Origin of the sequence: Aquimarina algicola (assembly GCF_006443095.1) — a bacterium.
Taxonomy (GTDB): Bacteria; Bacteroidota; Bacteroidia; order Flavobacteriales; family Flavobacteriaceae; genus Aquimarina; species Aquimarina algicola.
The window spans coordinates 101,295-119,568 of the sequence record NZ_VFWZ01000008.1; the positions used below are offsets into that span (position 1 = coordinate 101,295).

At 33.3% G+C, this 18,274-nt stretch carries 16 protein-coding genes; 10 read left to right on the plus strand and 6 right to left on the minus strand.

The features are described from left to right. Positions 1 to 165 precede the first annotated feature (165 nt). A complete protein-coding gene (locus FHK87_RS20650) occupies positions 166 to 1,389 on the plus strand; it encodes a GTP-binding protein (RefSeq protein WP_140596165.1) in 1,224 nt (407 codons plus the stop codon). A 137-nt stretch (positions 1,390 to 1,526) separates the two neighbouring features. Then, positions 1,527 to 2,240, plus strand: a complete 714-nt coding sequence (locus tag FHK87_RS20655) for a hypothetical protein (protein WP_140596168.1) — start codon at positions 1,527 to 1,529, stop codon at positions 2,238 to 2,240. A 186-nt stretch (positions 2,241 to 2,426) separates the two neighbouring features. On the opposite strand, the gene FHK87_RS20660 is transcribed toward FHK87_RS20655, so the two are convergent. After that, a complete protein-coding gene (locus FHK87_RS20660) occupies positions 2,427 to 2,942 on the minus strand; it encodes a hypothetical protein (protein WP_140596170.1) in 516 nt (171 codons plus the stop codon). A 243-nt stretch (positions 2,943 to 3,185) separates the two neighbouring features. Here FHK87_RS20660 and FHK87_RS20665 point away from each other — a divergent pair, with 243 nt between their 5' ends. After that, positions 3,186 to 3,572 (plus strand): Fur family transcriptional regulator, encoded by a 387-nt coding sequence (locus FHK87_RS20665; protein WP_140596172.1) that lies wholly within the window; start codon positions 3,186 to 3,188, stop codon positions 3,570 to 3,572. A 66-nt stretch (positions 3,573 to 3,638) separates the two neighbouring features. On the opposite strand, the gene FHK87_RS20670 is transcribed toward FHK87_RS20665, so the two are convergent. After that, complete coding sequence (locus FHK87_RS20670) at positions 3,639 to 4,916, minus strand: S8 family serine peptidase (protein ID WP_140596174.1); 1,278 nt, start codon at positions 4,914 to 4,916, stop codon at positions 3,639 to 3,641. Positions 4,917 to 5,288: 372 nt separating this feature from the next. On the opposite strand from FHK87_RS20670, the gene FHK87_RS20675 reads away from it, so the two are divergent. From FHK87_RS20675 to folE, 7 genes are all read left to right on the plus strand, one after another. Beyond that, positions 5,289 to 5,600 carry a hypothetical protein gene (locus FHK87_RS20675; RefSeq protein ID WP_140596176.1) on the plus strand — a complete coding sequence of 104 codons (312 nt, stop codon included), beginning with the start codon at positions 5,289 to 5,291 and terminating at the stop codon, positions 5,598 to 5,600. A gap of 262 nt (positions 5,601 to 5,862) precedes the next feature. After that, entirely contained in the window at positions 5,863 to 6,579 is a 717-nt protein-coding gene (locus FHK87_RS20680) for an ABC transporter ATP-binding protein (RefSeq protein WP_140596179.1), read from the plus strand. Beyond that, a complete protein-coding gene (locus FHK87_RS20685) occupies positions 6,576 to 7,982 on the plus strand; it encodes an ABC transporter permease (RefSeq protein ID WP_140596181.1) in 1,407 nt (468 codons plus the stop codon). Before FHK87_RS20680 ends, FHK87_RS20685 begins: the two co-directional genes overlap by 4 nt. Next, positions 7,982 to 9,415, plus strand: a complete 1,434-nt coding sequence (locus FHK87_RS20690) for a DUF3526 domain-containing protein (protein WP_140596183.1) — start codon at positions 7,982 to 7,984, stop codon at positions 9,413 to 9,415. Before FHK87_RS20685 ends, FHK87_RS20690 begins: the two co-directional genes overlap by 1 nt. Position 9,416: 1 nt before the next feature. Then, entirely contained in the window at positions 9,417 to 11,627 is a 2,211-nt protein-coding gene (locus FHK87_RS20695; RefSeq protein ID WP_140596185.1) for a DUF5916 domain-containing protein, read from the plus strand. A gap of 96 nt (positions 11,628 to 11,723) precedes the next feature. After that, complete coding sequence (locus tag FHK87_RS20700; protein WP_226294347.1) at positions 11,724 to 12,125, plus strand: MerC domain-containing protein; 402 nt, start codon at positions 11,724 to 11,726, stop codon at positions 12,123 to 12,125. Positions 12,126 to 12,140: 15 nt separating this feature from the next. Beyond that, positions 12,141 to 12,809 carry a GTP cyclohydrolase I FolE gene (gene folE, locus FHK87_RS20705; RefSeq protein WP_140596187.1) on the plus strand — a complete coding sequence of 223 codons (669 nt, stop codon included), beginning with the start codon at positions 12,141 to 12,143 and terminating at the stop codon, positions 12,807 to 12,809. A 135-nt stretch (positions 12,810 to 12,944) separates the two neighbouring features. On the opposite strand, the gene FHK87_RS20710 is transcribed toward folE, so the two are convergent. From FHK87_RS20710 to FHK87_RS20725, 4 genes are all read right to left on the minus strand, one after another. Further along, positions 12,945 to 14,282 (minus strand): hypothetical protein, encoded by a 1,338-nt coding sequence (locus FHK87_RS20710; RefSeq protein WP_140596189.1) that lies wholly within the window; start codon positions 14,280 to 14,282, stop codon positions 12,945 to 12,947. 13 nt (positions 14,283 to 14,295) lie between these two features. Next, the gene (locus FHK87_RS20715) at positions 14,296 to 15,201 is read right to left on the minus strand and encodes a DUF4625 domain-containing protein (protein ID WP_140596191.1); all 906 of its coding nucleotides are present in this window, start codon (positions 15,199 to 15,201) and stop codon (positions 14,296 to 14,298) included. A 62-nt stretch (positions 15,202 to 15,263) separates the two neighbouring features. Then, positions 15,264 to 17,651 (minus strand): TonB-dependent receptor, encoded by a 2,388-nt coding sequence (locus tag FHK87_RS20720; protein WP_140596193.1) that lies wholly within the window; start codon positions 17,649 to 17,651, stop codon positions 15,264 to 15,266. A 301-nt stretch (positions 17,652 to 17,952) separates the two neighbouring features. Then, positions 17,953 to 18,273, minus strand: a complete 321-nt coding sequence (locus FHK87_RS20725) for a hypothetical protein (RefSeq protein ID WP_140596195.1) — start codon at positions 18,271 to 18,273, stop codon at positions 17,953 to 17,955. Position 18,274: the final 1 nt, after the last annotated feature.

The window sequence follows — 18,274 nt, forward strand, 5'->3', positions numbered from 1 at the left end:
AGATTATATTGATGTAAATTGTGATTAATAGTTCCAAAGTTATTGGAATAATATAAATCACCACAATGATAAGGATACATATTTTTAAATGCAACACTGTTGCATTTGTTATTTTCTTATTAGATTTGTAATTAATCAAAGCTTTAATCTTTTAACATTACATCGATGAGTATCTCAAAAAAACTACCAGTTACTGTTTTAAGTGGATTCCTTGGAGCAGGGAAAACTACACTTCTTAATCATGTTTTGCATAATAAATACGGTCTAAAAGTAGCCGTTATTGTTAATGACATGAGCGAAGTAAATGTAGATGCCGAACTAGTTAAAAATGAAAACACACTATCTCGTACCGAAGAAAAGTTGGTGGAGATGAGTAACGGATGCATTTGTTGTACATTACGAGAAGATCTAATGATAGAAGTAGAGCGACTAGCAAAAGAAAACCGATTTGATTACCTTCTTATAGAAAGTACAGGTATTAGTGAACCTATACCAGTAGCACAAACTTTTTCTTTTGTAGATGAAGGCAATGATGTTGACTTATCTCGCTTTAGCTACATAGATACTATGGTTACAGTTGTTGATGCGTTTAATTTCTTCAAGGATTTTGGAAGTCCTGAAACATTGATCGATAGAAATTTGACCAATATTGAAGGCGACTACAGAACGATTGTAAACTTATTGACAGATCAAATTGAATTTGCCAATGTAATTATTTTGAATAAAGCAGACTTAGTAACAAAAGAAACTTTAGGGATTCTTAAATCTATGATCAAAAAGCTAAATCCTTCTGCTAAAATTATTGAATCTTCTTTTAGTAAAGTAGCTCCGCAAGAAATTTTGAATACAGGATTATTCAACTTTGAAGAAGCTGAGCAAAGTGCCGGATGGATAGAAGAGTTGAATAAAGATGAGCACACACCAGAAACAGAAGAGTATGGTATAAGCTCCTTTGTATATCGAAGCCAGAAACCTTTTGATCCTATTCGACTCTTAAATTATATTCAAAACCAATTTCCAACAGGGATTATAAGAAGTAAAGGATTATTCTGGATGACCTCGAGACCTGATCAAGCATTGGTATGGGGACAAGCAGGAGGGTCAATAAGAACTGATAGTGCTGGTGTATGGTGGAGTAGCATGCCTTTTGATGAAAGGATTCAATATATGTCCTTTATTGAAAACCAAAATCAGATAGAATCTAATTGGGATCCCACTTTTGGAGATCGAAAAAATGAACTTGTTTTTATTGGTCAAAATATGGATGAAAAACAAATTAGGTCAGAACTCAATAATTGTTTAGCAACTGATAAAGAATTGATCACAGAAAAATGGGTAAAAGGATATGATGATGAGTGGCCTATTCAACGAACCTATGCTTTGCAATAAGTAAGCACTATTATACTTTGTTACATTCTTATGAATTCTTTTAACATGATAATATTTCGTTAAAAGAATATGACTTATATTTACAAATAAGGAAATTTTCCAAATCACTTAGGGTTTTTCAAATTAAATTCATTATTATGTTACAAAGAAAATTTGATCAAGTTGTAAAAAAGTATTTTCCTAATGCTATGGATGCAAAGGATACATCTATTCATTATTTAGGAAAAATGCAAAATGATCACAAAATTGACGTTTCAAAAGTACTCATGGCTACATCTGTATGTTCAGATGATATTAATGTTCCTTCTACGACATTTTTTAACGTATTATTCGGTCCATTTATCATGGGTGGGCTAGGAGGGCTGCCTTTTGTAGGACAAACAGGAATGACAGCTTTTGCGCATCATATTCCTGATGATGGTAGCGCTTTTATATTTTATGGACCTCATATAGGGATTACACTCGAGGGGGATTTAGGTAAAATGTATAGACCTCGCCAAGAACATGCAGGTAACTCTTGTGGTGCTTTGATGTTGGCTTTGAGTCGATTTCAAGAAGGAGGGTATACCCCTGTATTAAATGAAAATGACTATCAACAGATGAAACTAGAAGAAAGTCTGATCCCTTTCCGACAAGATATAATCGATAGCGATAACCCACAAAAAGCTATTACTGAAGCAACCTATGAAGTTATAGATCAAAAGATTCATGAGTATATAAAAACTTGTAAAGATGAATTCAATGTTGAAAAAATAGCTCTTTTAGGTGGTATAGTTATCAATACAGAGTATGGTCTGGATGATTATTTTGATGCTAGAAATTTTGAGATAATCGATGTTCAAAATCTTTAATACATGTATAAAGCTGTATGTGTTATTAAGAAATAATCTTACAATAAGAGAAATTAAGAGACTACATAGTTAGTCTTTAAAATACTTAAGGATCTGTAGCAAACAGATCCTTAAATGTTTTATCTATAAAATTTTTAGATGTAAAAGTTTAACCTTTATATTAAAATATTAAAGGCTTAACTTTTGTTATTTTTGATCAGAAGAAGCAACTGTATCTTTTGCTTTTTCTTGATGCTCTTTGATCATTTTTTGATCTTCTTCTGTAATCTGTTTATGCTCTGATGAGATTTGTTGATGCTCTTTTTCCATATTCTCATGCTCACTTTTCATAGATTCATGTTCAGTAGTCATTTGTTCCAAAGTAATTTCTCCTGAAGCATGTTTTGTTTCTAATTCGGCATGTTTTTCGATCAATGTTTTATGAGAAGAGATCAATTCACCATGTTTAGCCAATAAATCGGTATGATTTTTTTCTGTTATCAAATGAATAGAGTCATTTTCAATAGTTTGGTGCGCATCTACCATTTGCTGATGATCATCTTTCATGGTATTATGTTCTTTTGCCATAGCTTCATGAGAAGCTTCCATTTCTTTATGTATTTCTACCATTGCTTTGTGTTCTGGCGCTTCAGCAGGGTTTTGCTTACAAGAGATAAAGAATAGAACTGCCGCGATTACTGTTAACTTACTAAGTATTTTCATAACTTTTGGTTATTATTTTTATGATTCGTGATGTAGATAAAACTAAATTTTTAGTAAAATATTTTCCTCATGCTCAACTAATATCAAATTCGTTATAATATTTCCTTGTAGTTTATAATTTTTTGGTTTCGTATTTGAAAATGTATACGAATAGACCAATCCTTTTAATTTCACATAAAAATACTTAAAATCGTCCAAGAAAATGATTACTTTAGATTAGTGAAGGAGTCTGAATACAATTTTATGGAGACCAAAAAAACAAGAAATACTGAGAAACAAAATCTTGTAAAAGAAATCTTATCCAAAACAAAGCATACAATGTCTGCAGAAGACATTATGAATGCAATGCCTTTGAAGGTTAATAAAACAACCATTTATAGAATCTTAGATCGGTTTGCAGAAAAAGGCGAAGTTCACTTTGTTACAGGCAAAAATGGTAAAGCATACTATGCGCTTTGCAATAATTGCGAAGGATCTCATGAAATTCACAACCATATCCATTTTGAGTGTCAGATATGTAAGGAAGTAACCTGTCAACCTTATACTTTGAGTATGCCTGATTTAGATGGATTTACGATACAAGAAACTCAATTTTTGGTTATCGGAATTTGTAATAAATGTAAAAAATAGAATAAACCACTTGTTATAAAACAAGCGGTTTATAGTTAGTTTTTAGTTGTAAATAAAGATTACTTTTTATCTCACAGCTATAGGATAATCTTCACCACGACTTCTTACAGTTCCAGAAGTTCTAGGACCACTACCTCTTGCATGCATGATTCCTGCTACGTGTGGCGAAGCCATAGAAGTACCGCTTAAAGTAGCGTAACCACCATTTAGATAAGTACTTGTAACGCTGCTTCCTGTAGCAATTACATCAATAGGATTCATATTGAAGTTAGAAAAAGATGAAAAACTACGACCGCATGTCATCGATGCAACTGTGTATATGTTAGTACCATTTACGCAAGCAGGTTGATAACTAGCAGCATTTGCACTACTATTACCAGCAGCAATCGCTACTAAAGTACCTGAATTTCCTAGAGACAATAATGCATTACGGTAAGATGAATTACTAGAACAACCAGAACCAAAGAAACCTCCTAAGCTCAAGTTAGCAACATCTCCGGCAATATCATATCGCCCTACATGATTTATTCCTGCAAGAATTGTAGACGTACTACTACTACCACTACATCCAAAAACTCTCACTGGTACTACTGCTGCTCCTGCAGATACACCAACTACACCAACTCCATTATTAATAGCTCCTGCTGTTCCTGCCACGTGTGTCCCATGACCATTACAATCATTTGGAGACCCTCCTACAAAAGATCTTGCATATGTAGAATTAGTAACTACATTAAGATCAGGATGATCTAAATCAATACCACTATCGATTACCCAAATCCATTTGTCATTTTGAGAACCATCTGTAGAACCTCCAGCTCTAGATATTCCACATGGTGTCTGCTGTGCCATCTTAGCATTGTTTTTTGATAAGATTTCTTCTACAGTAAACTCAGGTAATTGTACAACTCTATCATACTCAATAGCTGCTACATTAGGATCTTTAGAGAGTTTTTGAAGCTCATCATCTCCTAGTTTGATAGCCATACCAGAAATTTTTGTAGTATAATAATCTAAGATTTTAGATTGATCCAAGCCATTGTCAGATAAAATAGTATTCATCTTGTTAATTGAAGCTTCAGAAATACCTCTTACAGATTTTGCTTTTGCTTCTCTACTGGTAAAAGAAGTCTTAGCAAGAACTTTTGAAGCTGGCTGGATTTCTGAATCTTTAAAAACTACAATGTACTGTCCGGGAATTATTTTTCCTTGTGTACTAGTAGGTTCTACGATAGATTCGATAACCCCATCTGAATCAGATACCTCTTCTGGATCATTTTGACAAGATGTCACAACTAGTGCTGAGAGTAAAGTACCCAAAGCTAATTTACTAAAAGTTTTCATGTTGAATTAAATTTGTGTTAGACCATAAAATTATAAATTCATGACAAAATTGAACTAAGGTAAAACCACATGTAAATTGCAGTGAGTCAAAAAATTAAGAAGAAAGTTGTAAGTAAAGATTTTTATAATTGCAACTTTATTGCATTAGTAAAACCTTATTATAGCATAGTTTTAATAGGAAAAATCTTTCAAGTAAAACTTGTAAGAAAAGAAATAGATAAAGCTTAAAAATTTAACATAATTTAACGATTATTTAACTTAAATAAAATTAAAAAACAGGTGATAATTATCTTTTTTCATAATTTTTCTTAAAAAATCAGTGTTAGAAATACTTTTAGATTTTTGTGTTTTATTAATCGTTACTTTTATTGGATGATTGTCGGTTATTGGAAAAATAAAATTTCTTTATTCATTGTATTGACTTTTCTGCTTCTTAGAGTCGTTGATGCACATGCGTTCTCTCATTTTTCTGATGATAGTGATCAAATACATTGTGAGTTATGTGAAGTAATCTTGACTTCGAAACATCTTACACCTCTTATCAATGATAATTTTCAGGGCGTTGAACAAAAAAACGTAACGAATTTTCAAAGACATTTTATAAGTTTTTGTTACGAAACATCTCAATACTGTATTACACTTCCTGAAAGTATTCACAATAAACCTCCTCCTCAAAAAGAATAGTATTTTTTGTTTACTTAGAAATATTCATTCACAATTCTATCAATACATTTTATCCTATGTTTTTGTGATAAATAAATGTGTTTAACCTGAGTTATCGAACCCTGATGTAGTATCAGGATAATATTTCTACATCTATTACCTACAGTCTAGTTATATATTGAGTGATACAACATCTTTTACTGGTGTTCTGTATGCTTGATTTACTTGATTAATATGTTATACCTTATTTTTTCATGATTATATTAATGTAAATTCAGTCTAAATGATTACTACAAACAACCTTACAAAAATATACAAAGATCAAACAGCACTTGATCACTTGAATCTTCAAGTTAATGCAGGTGAAATTTATTGTTTGCTTGGTGCTAATGGTGCTGGTAAAACTACAACTATCAACCTTTTATTAGGGTTTATTGAACCAACTTCCGGAAGTGCTTTTATCAACGATCTTGATGTTTCTCAAAAAGCTAAAGAAACCAAAAAGTTTCTAGCCTATATTCCCGAAAATTTAATGCTGTATCCTAGCTTAACTGCTGTTGAAAATTTGGATTACTTTTCTGGTATTGCAGGAAAAAAACTTTCAAAAAAAAATATATTCAATTTTTTAAAAGAAGCAGGATTACAAGAAGATGCTTTTGAAAAACGGATAGCTACTTTTTCGAAAGGAATGCGTCAAAAAGTAGGTATTGCCATTGCTCTTGCCAAAGATGCAAAGGTTCTGCTATTAGATGAACCTACCTCTGGCCTTGATCCAAAAGCTAGTAATGAATTCGGGCAGCTGCTTCACAAACTTTCTCAAAAAGGAGTAGCTACTTTGATGGCAACCCATGATTTGTTTAGAGCAAAAGAAGTAGCCACACGCATTGGTATTATGAAAGATGGTCAATTGAAAGAGGAGTTTATTGCCAAGGATATTTCTTTACTCAATTTAGAACAGAATTATTTGAATACTATGGAATATAAAGAGGTTACGCTATGATTAGAAAAACATTTATTAAAGAAAGTAAAGAGCTTTTTCGTGATGGTCGTATACGAATCGCAACAATTATTGTGGTGTTATTGATAGGAGTATCCATATGGATCAGTGCACAGCAATATCAAAATATTAATGAACAATATAAAGTGTCTAAAACAGCCGAACGTGCTATATGGGATAATCAAGGAGAAAAAAATCCTCACTCTGCGGCACATTATGGAACTTATGCTTTTAAACCAAAATACCCTTTGTCATTGGTTGATCAAGGAGTAGATAAATATGCGGGGAGTTCTATTTTTCTAGAAGCGCACAAGCGCAATGAAGCTCAATTCAGTATTGCAGCAGATCAAACAGGATTGGCACGCTTCGGAGATTTGACACCGGATTTTATGCTCTTATTTATAATGCCATTATTGATTATTCTTTTAGGATATAATAGTTTTACAAAAGAAAATGAGATGGGAACACTTACTTTATTAAAAAGTCAAGGGATTTCTTATAAAAAATGGATATTTGGTAAATGGGCAGCTCTTTTTCTTCCTGTTTTTGTATTGACCGTTGTACTGTTTTTGATCGCAGGTTTTATTTTATCAAACTTAAAAGATTTTGGGGTTTTTGAATGGAGTTCTTTGTTGTGGATGTTTATTATTTATACAACATATTATATCATATTTATCAATCTCATATTGTTTATTTCTGCTAAAGCAAAAAAATCCGGAATTTCTCTAGTTGTATCATTATCTTTTTGGATTTTGGCATGTTTAGCTGTGCCCAAAGCTGCTAGCAATATTGCTGAAGACACACATCCATATCCTACCCGACAAGAGTTTGCGGCTAATGTTCTTAAAGACAAAAAACAAGGTCTTGATGGGCATAACCCCTGGAGTAAGGAAGCTAAATTATTAGAAAAAAATGTATTAGCCGAACATAATGTGGATAGCCTGCATAAACTTCCATTTAATTTTGATGCGTATCGAATGCAAAAAGGAGAGGAGCATGAAGCAGAAATATATTTTAAACATTACAACCACCTTAAAGATCAATTTATAAAACAATCTAGGGTTTATAAAAGATTAGCAACTTTTTCCCCCTATTTACCTACCCGATTTATGAGTATGGCTATTGCTCATACTGATTATGCAACACATTGGAATTTTGCAGATGCGGCAGAAAACTATCGTATCGCAACTCAAAAATTTCTAAACGATGATTTTGCTAAGAACTCAACTTATGGCAATTGGGGATATCAAGCAGATTCCGATTTTTGGAAAAAGCTACCTGCTTTTGAATATTCACCAACCAAACTGACCACAGTGTTGTCAGAAAATACAGCTAACCTAAGTGTTTTAGGCTGCTGGTTTATAGGTTCTTTTGCTTTACTATTATTCATCAAAAAAATTAGATAATGTTTTCATATAATTTTAAATACGAGTTAAAGTTACTTTTACGAAGTAAATGGATACAATTACTAAGTATTATTTTATTACTATTATTTGGATTCTCTGCTTATAACGGAAAAGAAAAAGTAATAAAGAGAGAAGCAGATATTACAGCTGCCAAAAATGAGGTGAAAGAAAATGATCAAATGATGCTTCAATTGTTGGATTCTGTAGAAAAAGGAATGCAGGTTAGTGTTTCGAGATGGACAATTCCAACGAGTCCCATGGTTATTGGTAACTACTATCCGCGTGTAGCTGCTATGCAACCACAAGCTATGACATTTATTGCAACAGGGCAATCAGACATTTTTACACATTATGTCAAACCCAAAGTAACCGGAGATGATTTTGCTTTGAACTTTACAGAGATGACCAGTCCGGTTCAGTTGCTATTTGGTAGTTTTGATTTATCCTTTGTTATTGTGTATTTACTCCCTTTACTTATTATTGCTTTTTCATATAATGTACTTTCTTCAGAAAAAGAAAGTGGTTCATTAAGACTATTAGCATCTCAGCCTATTAGGGTTCAAGATTGGGTATCACAAAAGCTTTTTTTACGCTTTTTTTGGTTGTCATTACTCATCATTCTTTCTTTATGTCTTACTTTTTTAATTTTTGGTATCGAATGGTTTTCAGTTTTTAACTCGTTCTTGTCATTAGTTGCGATTATATTAGCGTATATGCTTTTCTGGTTTGCGCTGGCCTTTTTGGTAAATCTTTGGGTTGGTGATTCTGCAAAAAATGCAATTTCATTATTAGGATTGTGGGTACTTTTTGTATTACTAGCTCCATCAGTACTAAACCAATTAAGTACTACATTGTACCCTATGCCTTCACGTACGTTGATGATAAATGAAATGAGAGAATTAAAAGCTGAAGTTTCTAAAAAACAAGATAAAATTCTAGACAATTTTCTAAGAGATCATCCTGAATATGCAATCAATGATACAACACAAACACGTGGGTTTTATCATCGCTATATGGCTTCTCAACAGCTCGTTAAACAAGAATTGAACCCTGTGCTTACAGGGTATGAAAACCAATTGCAAAAGCAACAAGCCTGGCTAGAAAAGTTGAAATGGATTTCTCCTGCAATTACAGTTCAAGAATCATTAAATAAAATGGCAGGTGCTTCTACCGGAGATTATGAGCATTTTAGAAAACAAGTTGTTGATTTTGCAGAAACCTGGAGAAGTTTTTTGACTCCTTTTCTTTATAATAATAAGGATTTTACTCAAAAAGATTATTCTGCTCTTCCTCAGTTTATATTTCAACCCAAGCCAAAATCATCACAATTTGTAGTTTCTGGTATTCTTTTGATCGTATCAATGTTACTTTTTGGAGTGGGATTTGTTCTTTCAAAAAAAGTAAAAGAAGAAATGATGCTAAAACCATTTTGATATGAAGTATTATATAATGACTTCTTTCTTTTTATTTCAATTAGCGCTTTTCGGACAACAAAACAAAGTTGATAATTTTCCTCCTCCTGAGAAGTCTCAAGAAATCAAAGCTACTAGAACTATAGGGAAAATAAGTATAGATGGGAAGCTGGATGAAGCAGATTGGAAAAATGCAGAGGAGATCACTGACTTTTTTAGAGTAGAACCGGTGCAAGGAGGAGCGATTAAGAATCCTACAACGGTTCGAGTACTCTATGATAGTAAATATTTGTACTTTGGGGTTTTTGCATCAGATTCACTAGGTAAAAAGGGGGTTCGGATGCAAGACCTGAGACGTGATTTTGATAGTGGAGAAAACGATGTGTTTGGGATACAAATTGATGCCCAGAATACTAAGCAATATGCAGCCTCTTTTCAAACGACTCCCTACGGTAATCAACTAGATCTTCAGAGTTTTAATGATAATAATACAGATAGGGATTGGAATGCGTTATGGAGTGTTCGAACACAGCGAACAGATGATGGATATTATGCTGAATTTGCGATTCCTTTCAAATCCATACGGTATGATAAGCCTGTAGAAGGGATTCCTACTGAATGGGGTATTACTTTTTATCGTTTGGCACGAAAAGACTTTGAAAAAACTGTTTTTCCTGCAATTCCTCAATCTTTTTCACAAAATAGGATGGTATATGCGGCTAAGCTTACGGGTTTAGAAGTTCCGCCTCCATCTGCCAATATTCGTATTGAACCATATGCCTTATATCAATATGATGAAAATAAAACCGGTACTGTAATCGCAGATAAATTGAGTGAACCCAAAATTGGAGGTGATGTAAAATGGGCGATTAATCCCAATGCGGTTTTAGACCTTACGATTAATACAGATTTTGCGCAAGCAGATGTTGATAGAGCTGTAAATAACCTCGAACGGTTTAATATTTTTTTTCCCGAGAGACGTCAATTCTTTTTAGAAAACTCTGGCATTTGGGCAGGAGGAGGAAACTCACAATTGCGTCCTTTCTTTAGTAGAACTATAGGGTTAGAAAATACATTTAATGCTGCTCCCGCGCCTCTCGATGTAGGAGGCAGGTACACTGATAGAAATGAAAACCGAACCATTGCCGCGTTAGCTGTTCGACAGCGTGATACAGACAACAGCCCTGCCAGTACATTTGGAGTTGCAAGATATACTCAAAATTATGGAAAAGAAAATAATGTAGGGGCTATGGTTACGTATAGATTAGACGATTCATCTAGTGATTTGGGGATTGCTTCTCAAAACAATACAACTATTTCTATCGATGGCTTTATTCGTCCCAAAAGTGAAATCACGCTTTCTTATTTATTATCTACCTCATTAGATAGTGAAACAGGAGATACCGGTTACTCAGGAAGAGTATTTGCAGGAGCAAGAACTAATAAATACTACTTAGGATACGCAAACACTTTTGTTAGTGATGCATATACGCCGGATATGGGGTTTGTATTTCAAAAAGATGTGATGTACCATAGTCCAGGAGGATATGCAATTTTACGCCCCAAATGGTTACCTTTTGTAAGAAGATGGGATCCAGGAGTATTTTTTAATTATTATCACGATTTTGAGGATTTCGGTACTTTTCAGCAAGCAAATCTGTATGTCTTTCCTATTTATACCTGGTTTAAAGATAATAGTTTTATCGAAGCTTCTTTTACGCCTACCTGGCAGAATATAAATTTTAATTTTGCTCCTTTAGGTCTTGAAATTGAAGAAAAAGAATATCGCTACACCAGATTTTTATTACGATATAATACAGACCAATCCAAAAAGTTGTCGGGGTCTATCCAGTATGATTTTGGAAATTTTTACAACGGAACACGTAGTACAGTTATAGCAGGCTTACGCTATGCGCCATTTCCTCATGTTGCAATATCCGCAGATTATGAACATAATAATATCAATGGAGTCGGAATTTTACAACAAGATTTGGATACCGATTTATATACGGCCAGCCTTAGACTTGCTTTAAATCCTAGAGTTCAGTTGTCTACCTTTTATCAATATAATAGTTTTGATGAACAAGGTAGATGGAATATACGATTTAGTTGGGAATACATGCCTTTGTCATTTATTTATCTAGTGTTTAATGATACACAAACTGATGTTTTTGATCCTATGCAGCAAAATACTCAGTTTATTAGTAAGATTACTTTTTTGAAACAATTTTAGCAGACTGATTTTAACGGTTTAATTATTAATGCACTTTTGTTGCTTTAGTGAAAATAATGGTATATTTGCCCAAGTCTAAATTAAAATATAATTCTTTTGAATTTACTAAATATACAAAGCAAGTCAGACGCTTTAGGGATGATAGCAAGTAGCCTATGTTTATTACACTGTTTGATAACTCCTTTTCTGTTTATGGCTCATGCCGGGACGACAATGTTTCAAGATACACATTCTATTTGGTGGAAATCTTTAGATATAGTTTTCTTAGGACTTTCTTTTATTGCTATCAGCAGGTCTGTGAAAACAACTGCAAAACCAAAAATGAAATATGCTTTTTGGACAAGTTGGGTTTTGTTATTCATAATTGTGATGAATGAAAAACTATCTGTATTTTCTTTACCAGAACAAACAATATATCCGGTCTCACTTTTACTAGTTGCACTACATTTTTATAATCTAAAGTATTGTCAATGTAAAGAAGAGTGTTGTGAAAATTAAATTAAAACATCAAGAATGAATTTAGAAGAGATAGAATCAATAGGTGATGCTCATATTTCTGGCAATATAGAAACTCCATTACGAAGTGATGCTTTTGAGAAATCTGATGATGATAAGATTAAAAATATTCAATATCATTTTTCAGAAATAATGAAGGAACTTGGACTTGATTTGACAGATGATAGCCTTTCTGGAACTCCTTATCGGTTTGCTAAAATGTATGTAAAAGAACTTTTTTATGGTCTAAATCCCCAAAACCGTCCTAACATTTCTACTTTTGATAATAAATATGGGTATGAAAAAATATTGGTAGAGCAAAACATTTCTATCGATTCATCATGCGAGCATCATTTTTTACCCATAGTTGGTAATGCTCATGTTGGATATATACCAAAAGACAAAGTAGTGGGGTTGTCAAAAATAAATCGACTTGTCGATTATTATGCGCATCGTCCACAAGTCCAAGAACGGCTTTGCTTACAAATTCTAAAAGACTTACAGCAAACTTTGGGCACAGACGATGTTATTGTGGTTGTAAATGCAAAGCATCTTTGTGTTTCTTCTAGAGGAATTAAAGATAAAAATAGTTTTACCACTACAGTAGAGTATGGGGGGCAGTTTACAGAACCTTCTATTAGAAATGAATTTTTTGATATTATCAATAAGTCGGTTGACTTATCCTAAATACTTTTTTATTAAAAACTTAAAGAGAAAAATTAGTCTATTCTTTATTAGTAACACTATCCATCAAAAAAATCCCTGAAAATTTATTTTTCAGGGATTTTTAAATTGACAAAAGCCAATGTAATAACTAAAGTTTTAATGTTGATGATCAGGGTTTCCTTCTCCTTCAGTTGTAAAGCCATTTTTGGCAATTCCTTTAACAGCATTTTCAAGTCTGATCGTATGTACGTGCTTTAAATCAGTTATCGAAAGTACTTTTATATCAGTACGGTTTGGAGCCAGTACGTAAAGGTATTGATCAGAGCAAACCAATACAGGGCTTTCTTGCTCCTGTTGTTTTAGCTGAGCGATTTCTGAGTTTGCAAATTTGGAACTTGCGAGAGGAGAATCTGGGATATCTGCCATTTCTACCACTCGCTCGGTAATTAAGGTACTCGTGTTTGCATCATATACCCTAATTTTATTGTCTTCTGTATGTAGTAAATAATATTCTCCATGAAAGCTAAGCATGTCACTTTTTACATCACTTCCTTCATATAATAGATTCATGCTTTTCTTTTCTGGGTCTATGGCATAGATACCAATATTACTTGCTCTACCATAAAATAATTTGCTATTAGCATGGCTTTTTAAAGTACCAATCCAATATCCTCTTTCGTTTCTTAAGTTATCATCTACATTAGGGATCAAGTCAATATTGTCTTGGTTATCTACTATGATAATACCATCGGTAGAACCAAAGCCTCCATAACTACCGTTATTAGCACTTCCATGAATTCCTTCTACTAAAACTCCTCCGTTATTGTCTATCACAGCACCTTCGCTAGTTACATATTTAACCATCTGTGGTCCCCATTCATATCCTGCTGGTGGAGTATCACTCTGGAAGGTTACAGCAAATTTTCCATTGTTTAATGCAATCCCTACACCATGGTGCCCTTTTGTATTTTCTAATTGCATAGTTTTTGGTGTATAAGCAGGTAATTCCAGACCATCTTCCTCCACATAGGTAATAGAACCGTCTCCGTCATTAAAAATGACCATATTTCCATTTACACTGGTAAAGTGTGTTGGAACGGCAGTTTCTAATGTTAAATCTAGCCATCTGACTTGTTGTTGGTGTCCATGGTCTGTATGATTAATCACTCCGGTGTCAAAAAATAGCACTTTATTCTCACCTCGGTTTACGACGGTAAGATATCTTCCAGAATTGGTAGGATAATAGCGAGCATCCTGAGGCATGCCTGTTTCAACAGAGCCTATCATTTCTTCTTTTGCAGCCTGCATCACTTCAATTTTATCTTCTCTGATCAAAGAAAGTCGAACCCATTCATCTTCAAGATCTGAAAATGTAACTGGTTCCTCCCCGTTTCCTACATCTGGATTAGAAGTAGCATCATCATCGCTACTACAACTGATGATCAAAGTTGTTATAAATAATAAAGTAGTGAGTTTTAAAATTGATTGTTTCATTGTTTTATTTAATTTAGTTAATAGGTAATTTATTTACAGTAATATTTCCGTTGGTGTCTTCTGCCCAAATCACCAATAGATTTCCTTGAAGGTTAGAGAATAGTTCGGTATTGTCATTGAGCAAACTTCCTAAATCGAGTTGTTGCAGATCAGGTAATGCTTGCCCTTCATTAGGTCTAAACTGATGAGGCCAATTAGAAGAACCCCAGATCCATTCTTTAAGTATGTTTCCTTCTTGGCTAGGATTGTCCATATTAGGTTCTTCTATATAGATCCATAAAAAAGTAATATCCGAAGAGGCAGAATGCGATTGATTTCTTACTATGCTTCCTGATATTTTTCTTCCTGATATGTCTACATCTGATACATTTATTTGTGGCGCATAAGATCTATTGATGTATATCGTTGTATGGTATGTAGAATTGTCTTGATATCTGGTTTGGTTGCCATCTACATCTGTAGCTTGTATCGAAAAATGATAAGGACCGGCAATAATTAGATCATCAGTATTGATTTCGGAATTACGGTCATCCAAATAGATGTTTTTTCCTTCATCAGATGTTCTTGTGAATTGTTTTGCATTTTGGATCTCTTCGCTTTTAATAAGTTCATAAAAACTAAACAGTTTGAATTTTGAATTTTTAGTGCGTAGTAATTTTCCGTGTGTGTGCCCGTCAAAACCGTTGTGAGATTCGACTTTAATTTCCTGTATGCCGCTATCATCTTCTACGGTAAAAGCTAAAGGAATTTCGGTATCCGTATTGGCTGTGGTTATAAAATGACCAGGTTGGATCACCGAGAGATTGTCATTGGCTCTGATTTTGGGAATAGATAAATCTGTACCTCCTTCATCATCATCTCCTAAACAGGAAATCATAAATAAGAAGCCAAACATCCATAATAATTTGTGTGGTTTCATTTGTTTTTTGTTTTTAATTTAACTTAGGTTTTTGATGAGATTTGTTTGTAAAGATTATTGAGTTAGAATTTGATAGGTATTTGTGCCGAAAGTGTAATATTTCTACCGGGTTCGGGTAAATTGATCAATCGATATCTACTGATATGGTTAAAATATTCTACATCGAATACATTATTGACAGTTAGTTTGCATCGTATAGGTTGTGATTTTATATGTACATTAAACCCTAAACCTGCATCGATGATAAAACTATCTTGTGTAATACTTTCGTTTCGATCTATTTGATCTTGTTCAAAATTATATCTCCCTGAAATGAATATGTATTCTTCATCAAATGTTTTTGAAGTGTTCAAAAAACGATTAAATTCAACGCTCGTAAGTACAGAAGGTGCAGGAGTAAGTGGTAATGGTAATCTGGTATCTCTATTGATATTTTGAACAAAATCTACTACAATATCAGTTTTAAGATGAAATGGAAACTGATGACTGGCTGCGATTTCAAAACCATTAAAAATAGCATCATTTTGTTGATATTGCCACATTGTTCCGCCAGATGCAAGAAAAGAAAAATTACCTGTCGGCGACAAATAAATATAATCCTGATAAATGGCATAAAATGCGGATAACTCCAGATATGTGTTTTCTGATTGATGCAGATACGTAAAATCGGCCTGATATCCTTTTTCTATTTGAAGATTTTGATCTCCTATTTCATGCCTGAAATTACCATGATGAACTCCATTACTTGATAATTCTATCGCAGTTGGAAATCTAAAACTATTACCAAGGTTAAGTTTTAGGTGATTTTCTTTATTTACTTTATAAACGACTCCTGCGGCTCCACTTATATTATTAAAGTTTCTATCAAATTCTGGTGTTCGTTCCATAAACTCTCCCGTAGGTTGAAGCGTTCCTCTATCGTAGATAGGCTGTAAGTGTCTTTGAATATCATGCGTTCCATAATCATATCTGATTCCTGCATTTACTGTCCAATCGTCATTAATATGCAAGAGTTGATAATGATAAAACCCTGCTTGAAAACTATCAAAAACGGGCAGTAGATATTCGAACCCATCTTTATCATTTTCCATATACTGAAATTGCGAACCAAACAAGATTCTATGATTTGTATTAGGATTTATTTCATATTTGACATTAGCGGTGTAAGTATCCAGATATAGTCCTAATGCCAGATTAGAGGATACTTGATTTGCAGCGATGCCATGTGCTCCCGGAAAAGATAATTCTTCGCGTATATTATGTTGATATCCAAGATCAATTTCTAATTTTTGGGTTCCTAAATTGAGGGTTGTATTACTGGTAATCATATGATGTTGATTTTCCTGACGAGGGAAATCAATATTTCTAAAATCACCATTATGTTGTAAATTATAAGATCTTGGTAAACCTATAGCACCAGTAAAAATTCCAGCTTTTTGATTAAAACTAGTAAACTTCAAATGAGTCTTAAAACGTTCTGATGTATACCCTAGTGAGGCACTGAAATGGATTTCATTACCAGCTGTATTCTTCAGCCGATTATCAAAAATCGGTAAATTAAAGCCTGCGTACTCAAACTGGTCTGCCGGTACAGTATAATCCCCATAATCCTGATAAGTGATTCTGGCTCCATAAAACCATTTGTTTTGGCGGCCTTTCCAATCCAAAGAATTAGAAATTGCACGGTTATTACTTTGATATACTGAGTTTAAGCTTATGGTGTTTCCACTTTCTGATAAAGGGCTATTATCTTTAATATTGATAACGCCTCCTATCCCGTCGGATCCAAAAAGTAAAGAAGCTGGTCCTTTAATTATTTCAACATTTTCTACGTCAAAAGGATCGATTTCTAAGCCATGATCTGCTCCCCATTGTTGTCCTTCTTGTTTAATACCTCTATTAGTAACAAGAATACGATTAAATCCCATCCCTCTAATCATAGGTTTGGCGATCCCTACACCTAGATTCATTGTGTTCAAGCCAGGTAACGCTTCTAGCGCATCTGCAAACGTCGACATGTTACTTTTTGCAATAAAGTCTTTGTTTATGGTGATCACAGATTGAGAATTGTCGGTTATATTTTCGAACCCTCTTGGTTGTAATAAAATCACTTCTTCTAGATCTGTTACTGCTTCTTTGAGTATGATATTTATAGAAGATATATCCTTGTAATCAGATATATCTACACGTTCTTTCAAAAAAGCAATATGATTTACTTCTAAAAAAGTAAGTGTATCTTTTTTTGTAAAAGCAAAACTGTAAAATCCTTTATCATTTGAGATCGTTGATTTTTTTGACGGATATAAAGTGATCACCGCACCTTCTAAAGGTGCATTCTTTCTATCAAAAATGTAACCTGAAATCGTCTGAGAATGCATAGTAAAACAAAAACTGAATGTAATAGCAATCTGTGTTATACAGAAAAGAGTATAAGATCTGGTGTTTGGCATACAACCAATGATTTTATTTATTGAAGAAACCTAGAGTTTCTTTTAAGGGTTGTTATTTGTTAGATAGTAAAAGGTATAGAGATACTATTAAATATTATATTTTGACTCACTCGTGTATACTTGTAACAAGAATTAAAAAAACTAAGTCGTGATATAATTTTAGCGTTAGCAATAGTATAGAAAAGAAGATACTATTTTGAGAATTTAGGCACTAGTTACCGTGTGTTTTTATTTAAATACTTGTAAAAAACACTTGAAAAAATGATATAAAAATGCAATATTTTCAAAAAAATAGTCCTCTTTAAAAAGAATTTAAAGGTGGAGGTTTATTAAAAACGTAATCATAAAGCAAAGGCTTTTTGAAAACCTCATTAAAAAATGTAGTTTTTTCTAGAGTTTCTGGGTAAGAAACAGAAATAATTTGAAACTCTTGATCATATTCGTGAGGAGAAAATGGATTGTTTTTTTCATTCTGATAAATAAACTCACAATGTTGACAATCTTCAATGTCTTCCTCTAGAGAATGTGTAAATGCATGAATATTTACCACTCTTAGTAAAGTGAATACTGAGAGCAGAAAAAAGGTTAAAACAAACTTGCTTTTATTCCTTTTGCCATTCATG

What these genes read in the sequence shown, in the direction of transcription:
- FHK87_RS20680 (WP_140596179.1), top strand. Translation starts at nt 5,863, where the DNA reads ATGATTACTACAAACAACCTTACAAAAATATACAAAGATCAAACAGCA.
- FHK87_RS20660 (WP_140596170.1), bottom strand. Translation starts at nt 2,942, where the DNA reads ATGAAAATACTTAGTAAGTTAACAGTAATCGCGGCAGTTCTATTCTTT.
- FHK87_RS20685 (WP_140596181.1), top strand. Translation starts at nt 6,576, where the DNA reads ATGATTAGAAAAACATTTATTAAAGAAAGTAAAGAGCTTTTTCGTGAT.
- FHK87_RS20720 (WP_140596193.1), bottom strand. Translation starts at nt 17,651, where the DNA reads ATGCCAAACACCAGATCTTATACTCTTTTCTGTATAACACAGATTGCT.
- FHK87_RS20655 (WP_140596168.1), top strand. Translation starts at nt 1,527, where the DNA reads ATGTTACAAAGAAAATTTGATCAAGTTGTAAAAAAGTATTTTCCTAAT.
- FHK87_RS20670 (WP_140596174.1), bottom strand. Translation starts at nt 4,916, where the DNA reads ATGAAAACTTTTAGTAAATTAGCTTTGGGTACTTTACTCTCAGCACTA.
- FHK87_RS20650 (WP_140596165.1), top strand. Translation starts at nt 166, where the DNA reads ATGAGTATCTCAAAAAAACTACCAGTTACTGTTTTAAGTGGATTCCTT.
- FHK87_RS20715 (WP_140596191.1), bottom strand. Translation starts at nt 15,201, where the DNA reads ATGAAACCACACAAATTATTATGGATGTTTGGCTTCTTATTTATGATT.
- FHK87_RS20710 (WP_140596189.1), bottom strand. Translation starts at nt 14,282, where the DNA reads ATGAAACAATCAATTTTAAAACTCACTACTTTATTATTTATAACAACT.
- FHK87_RS20675 (WP_140596176.1), top strand. Translation starts at nt 5,289, where the DNA reads ATGATTGTCGGTTATTGGAAAAATAAAATTTCTTTATTCATTGTATTG.
- FHK87_RS20725 (WP_140596195.1), bottom strand. Translation starts at nt 18,273, where the DNA reads ATGAATGGCAAAAGGAATAAAAGCAAGTTTGTTTTAACCTTTTTTCTG.
- folE (WP_140596187.1), top strand. Translation starts at nt 12,141, where the DNA reads ATGAATTTAGAAGAGATAGAATCAATAGGTGATGCTCATATTTCTGGC.
- FHK87_RS20695 (WP_140596185.1), top strand. Translation starts at nt 9,417, where the DNA reads ATGAAGTATTATATAATGACTTCTTTCTTTTTATTTCAATTAGCGCTT.
- FHK87_RS20690 (WP_140596183.1), top strand. Translation starts at nt 7,982, where the DNA reads ATGTTTTCATATAATTTTAAATACGAGTTAAAGTTACTTTTACGAAGT.
- FHK87_RS20665 (WP_140596172.1), top strand. Translation starts at nt 3,186, where the DNA reads ATGGAGACCAAAAAAACAAGAAATACTGAGAAACAAAATCTTGTAAAA.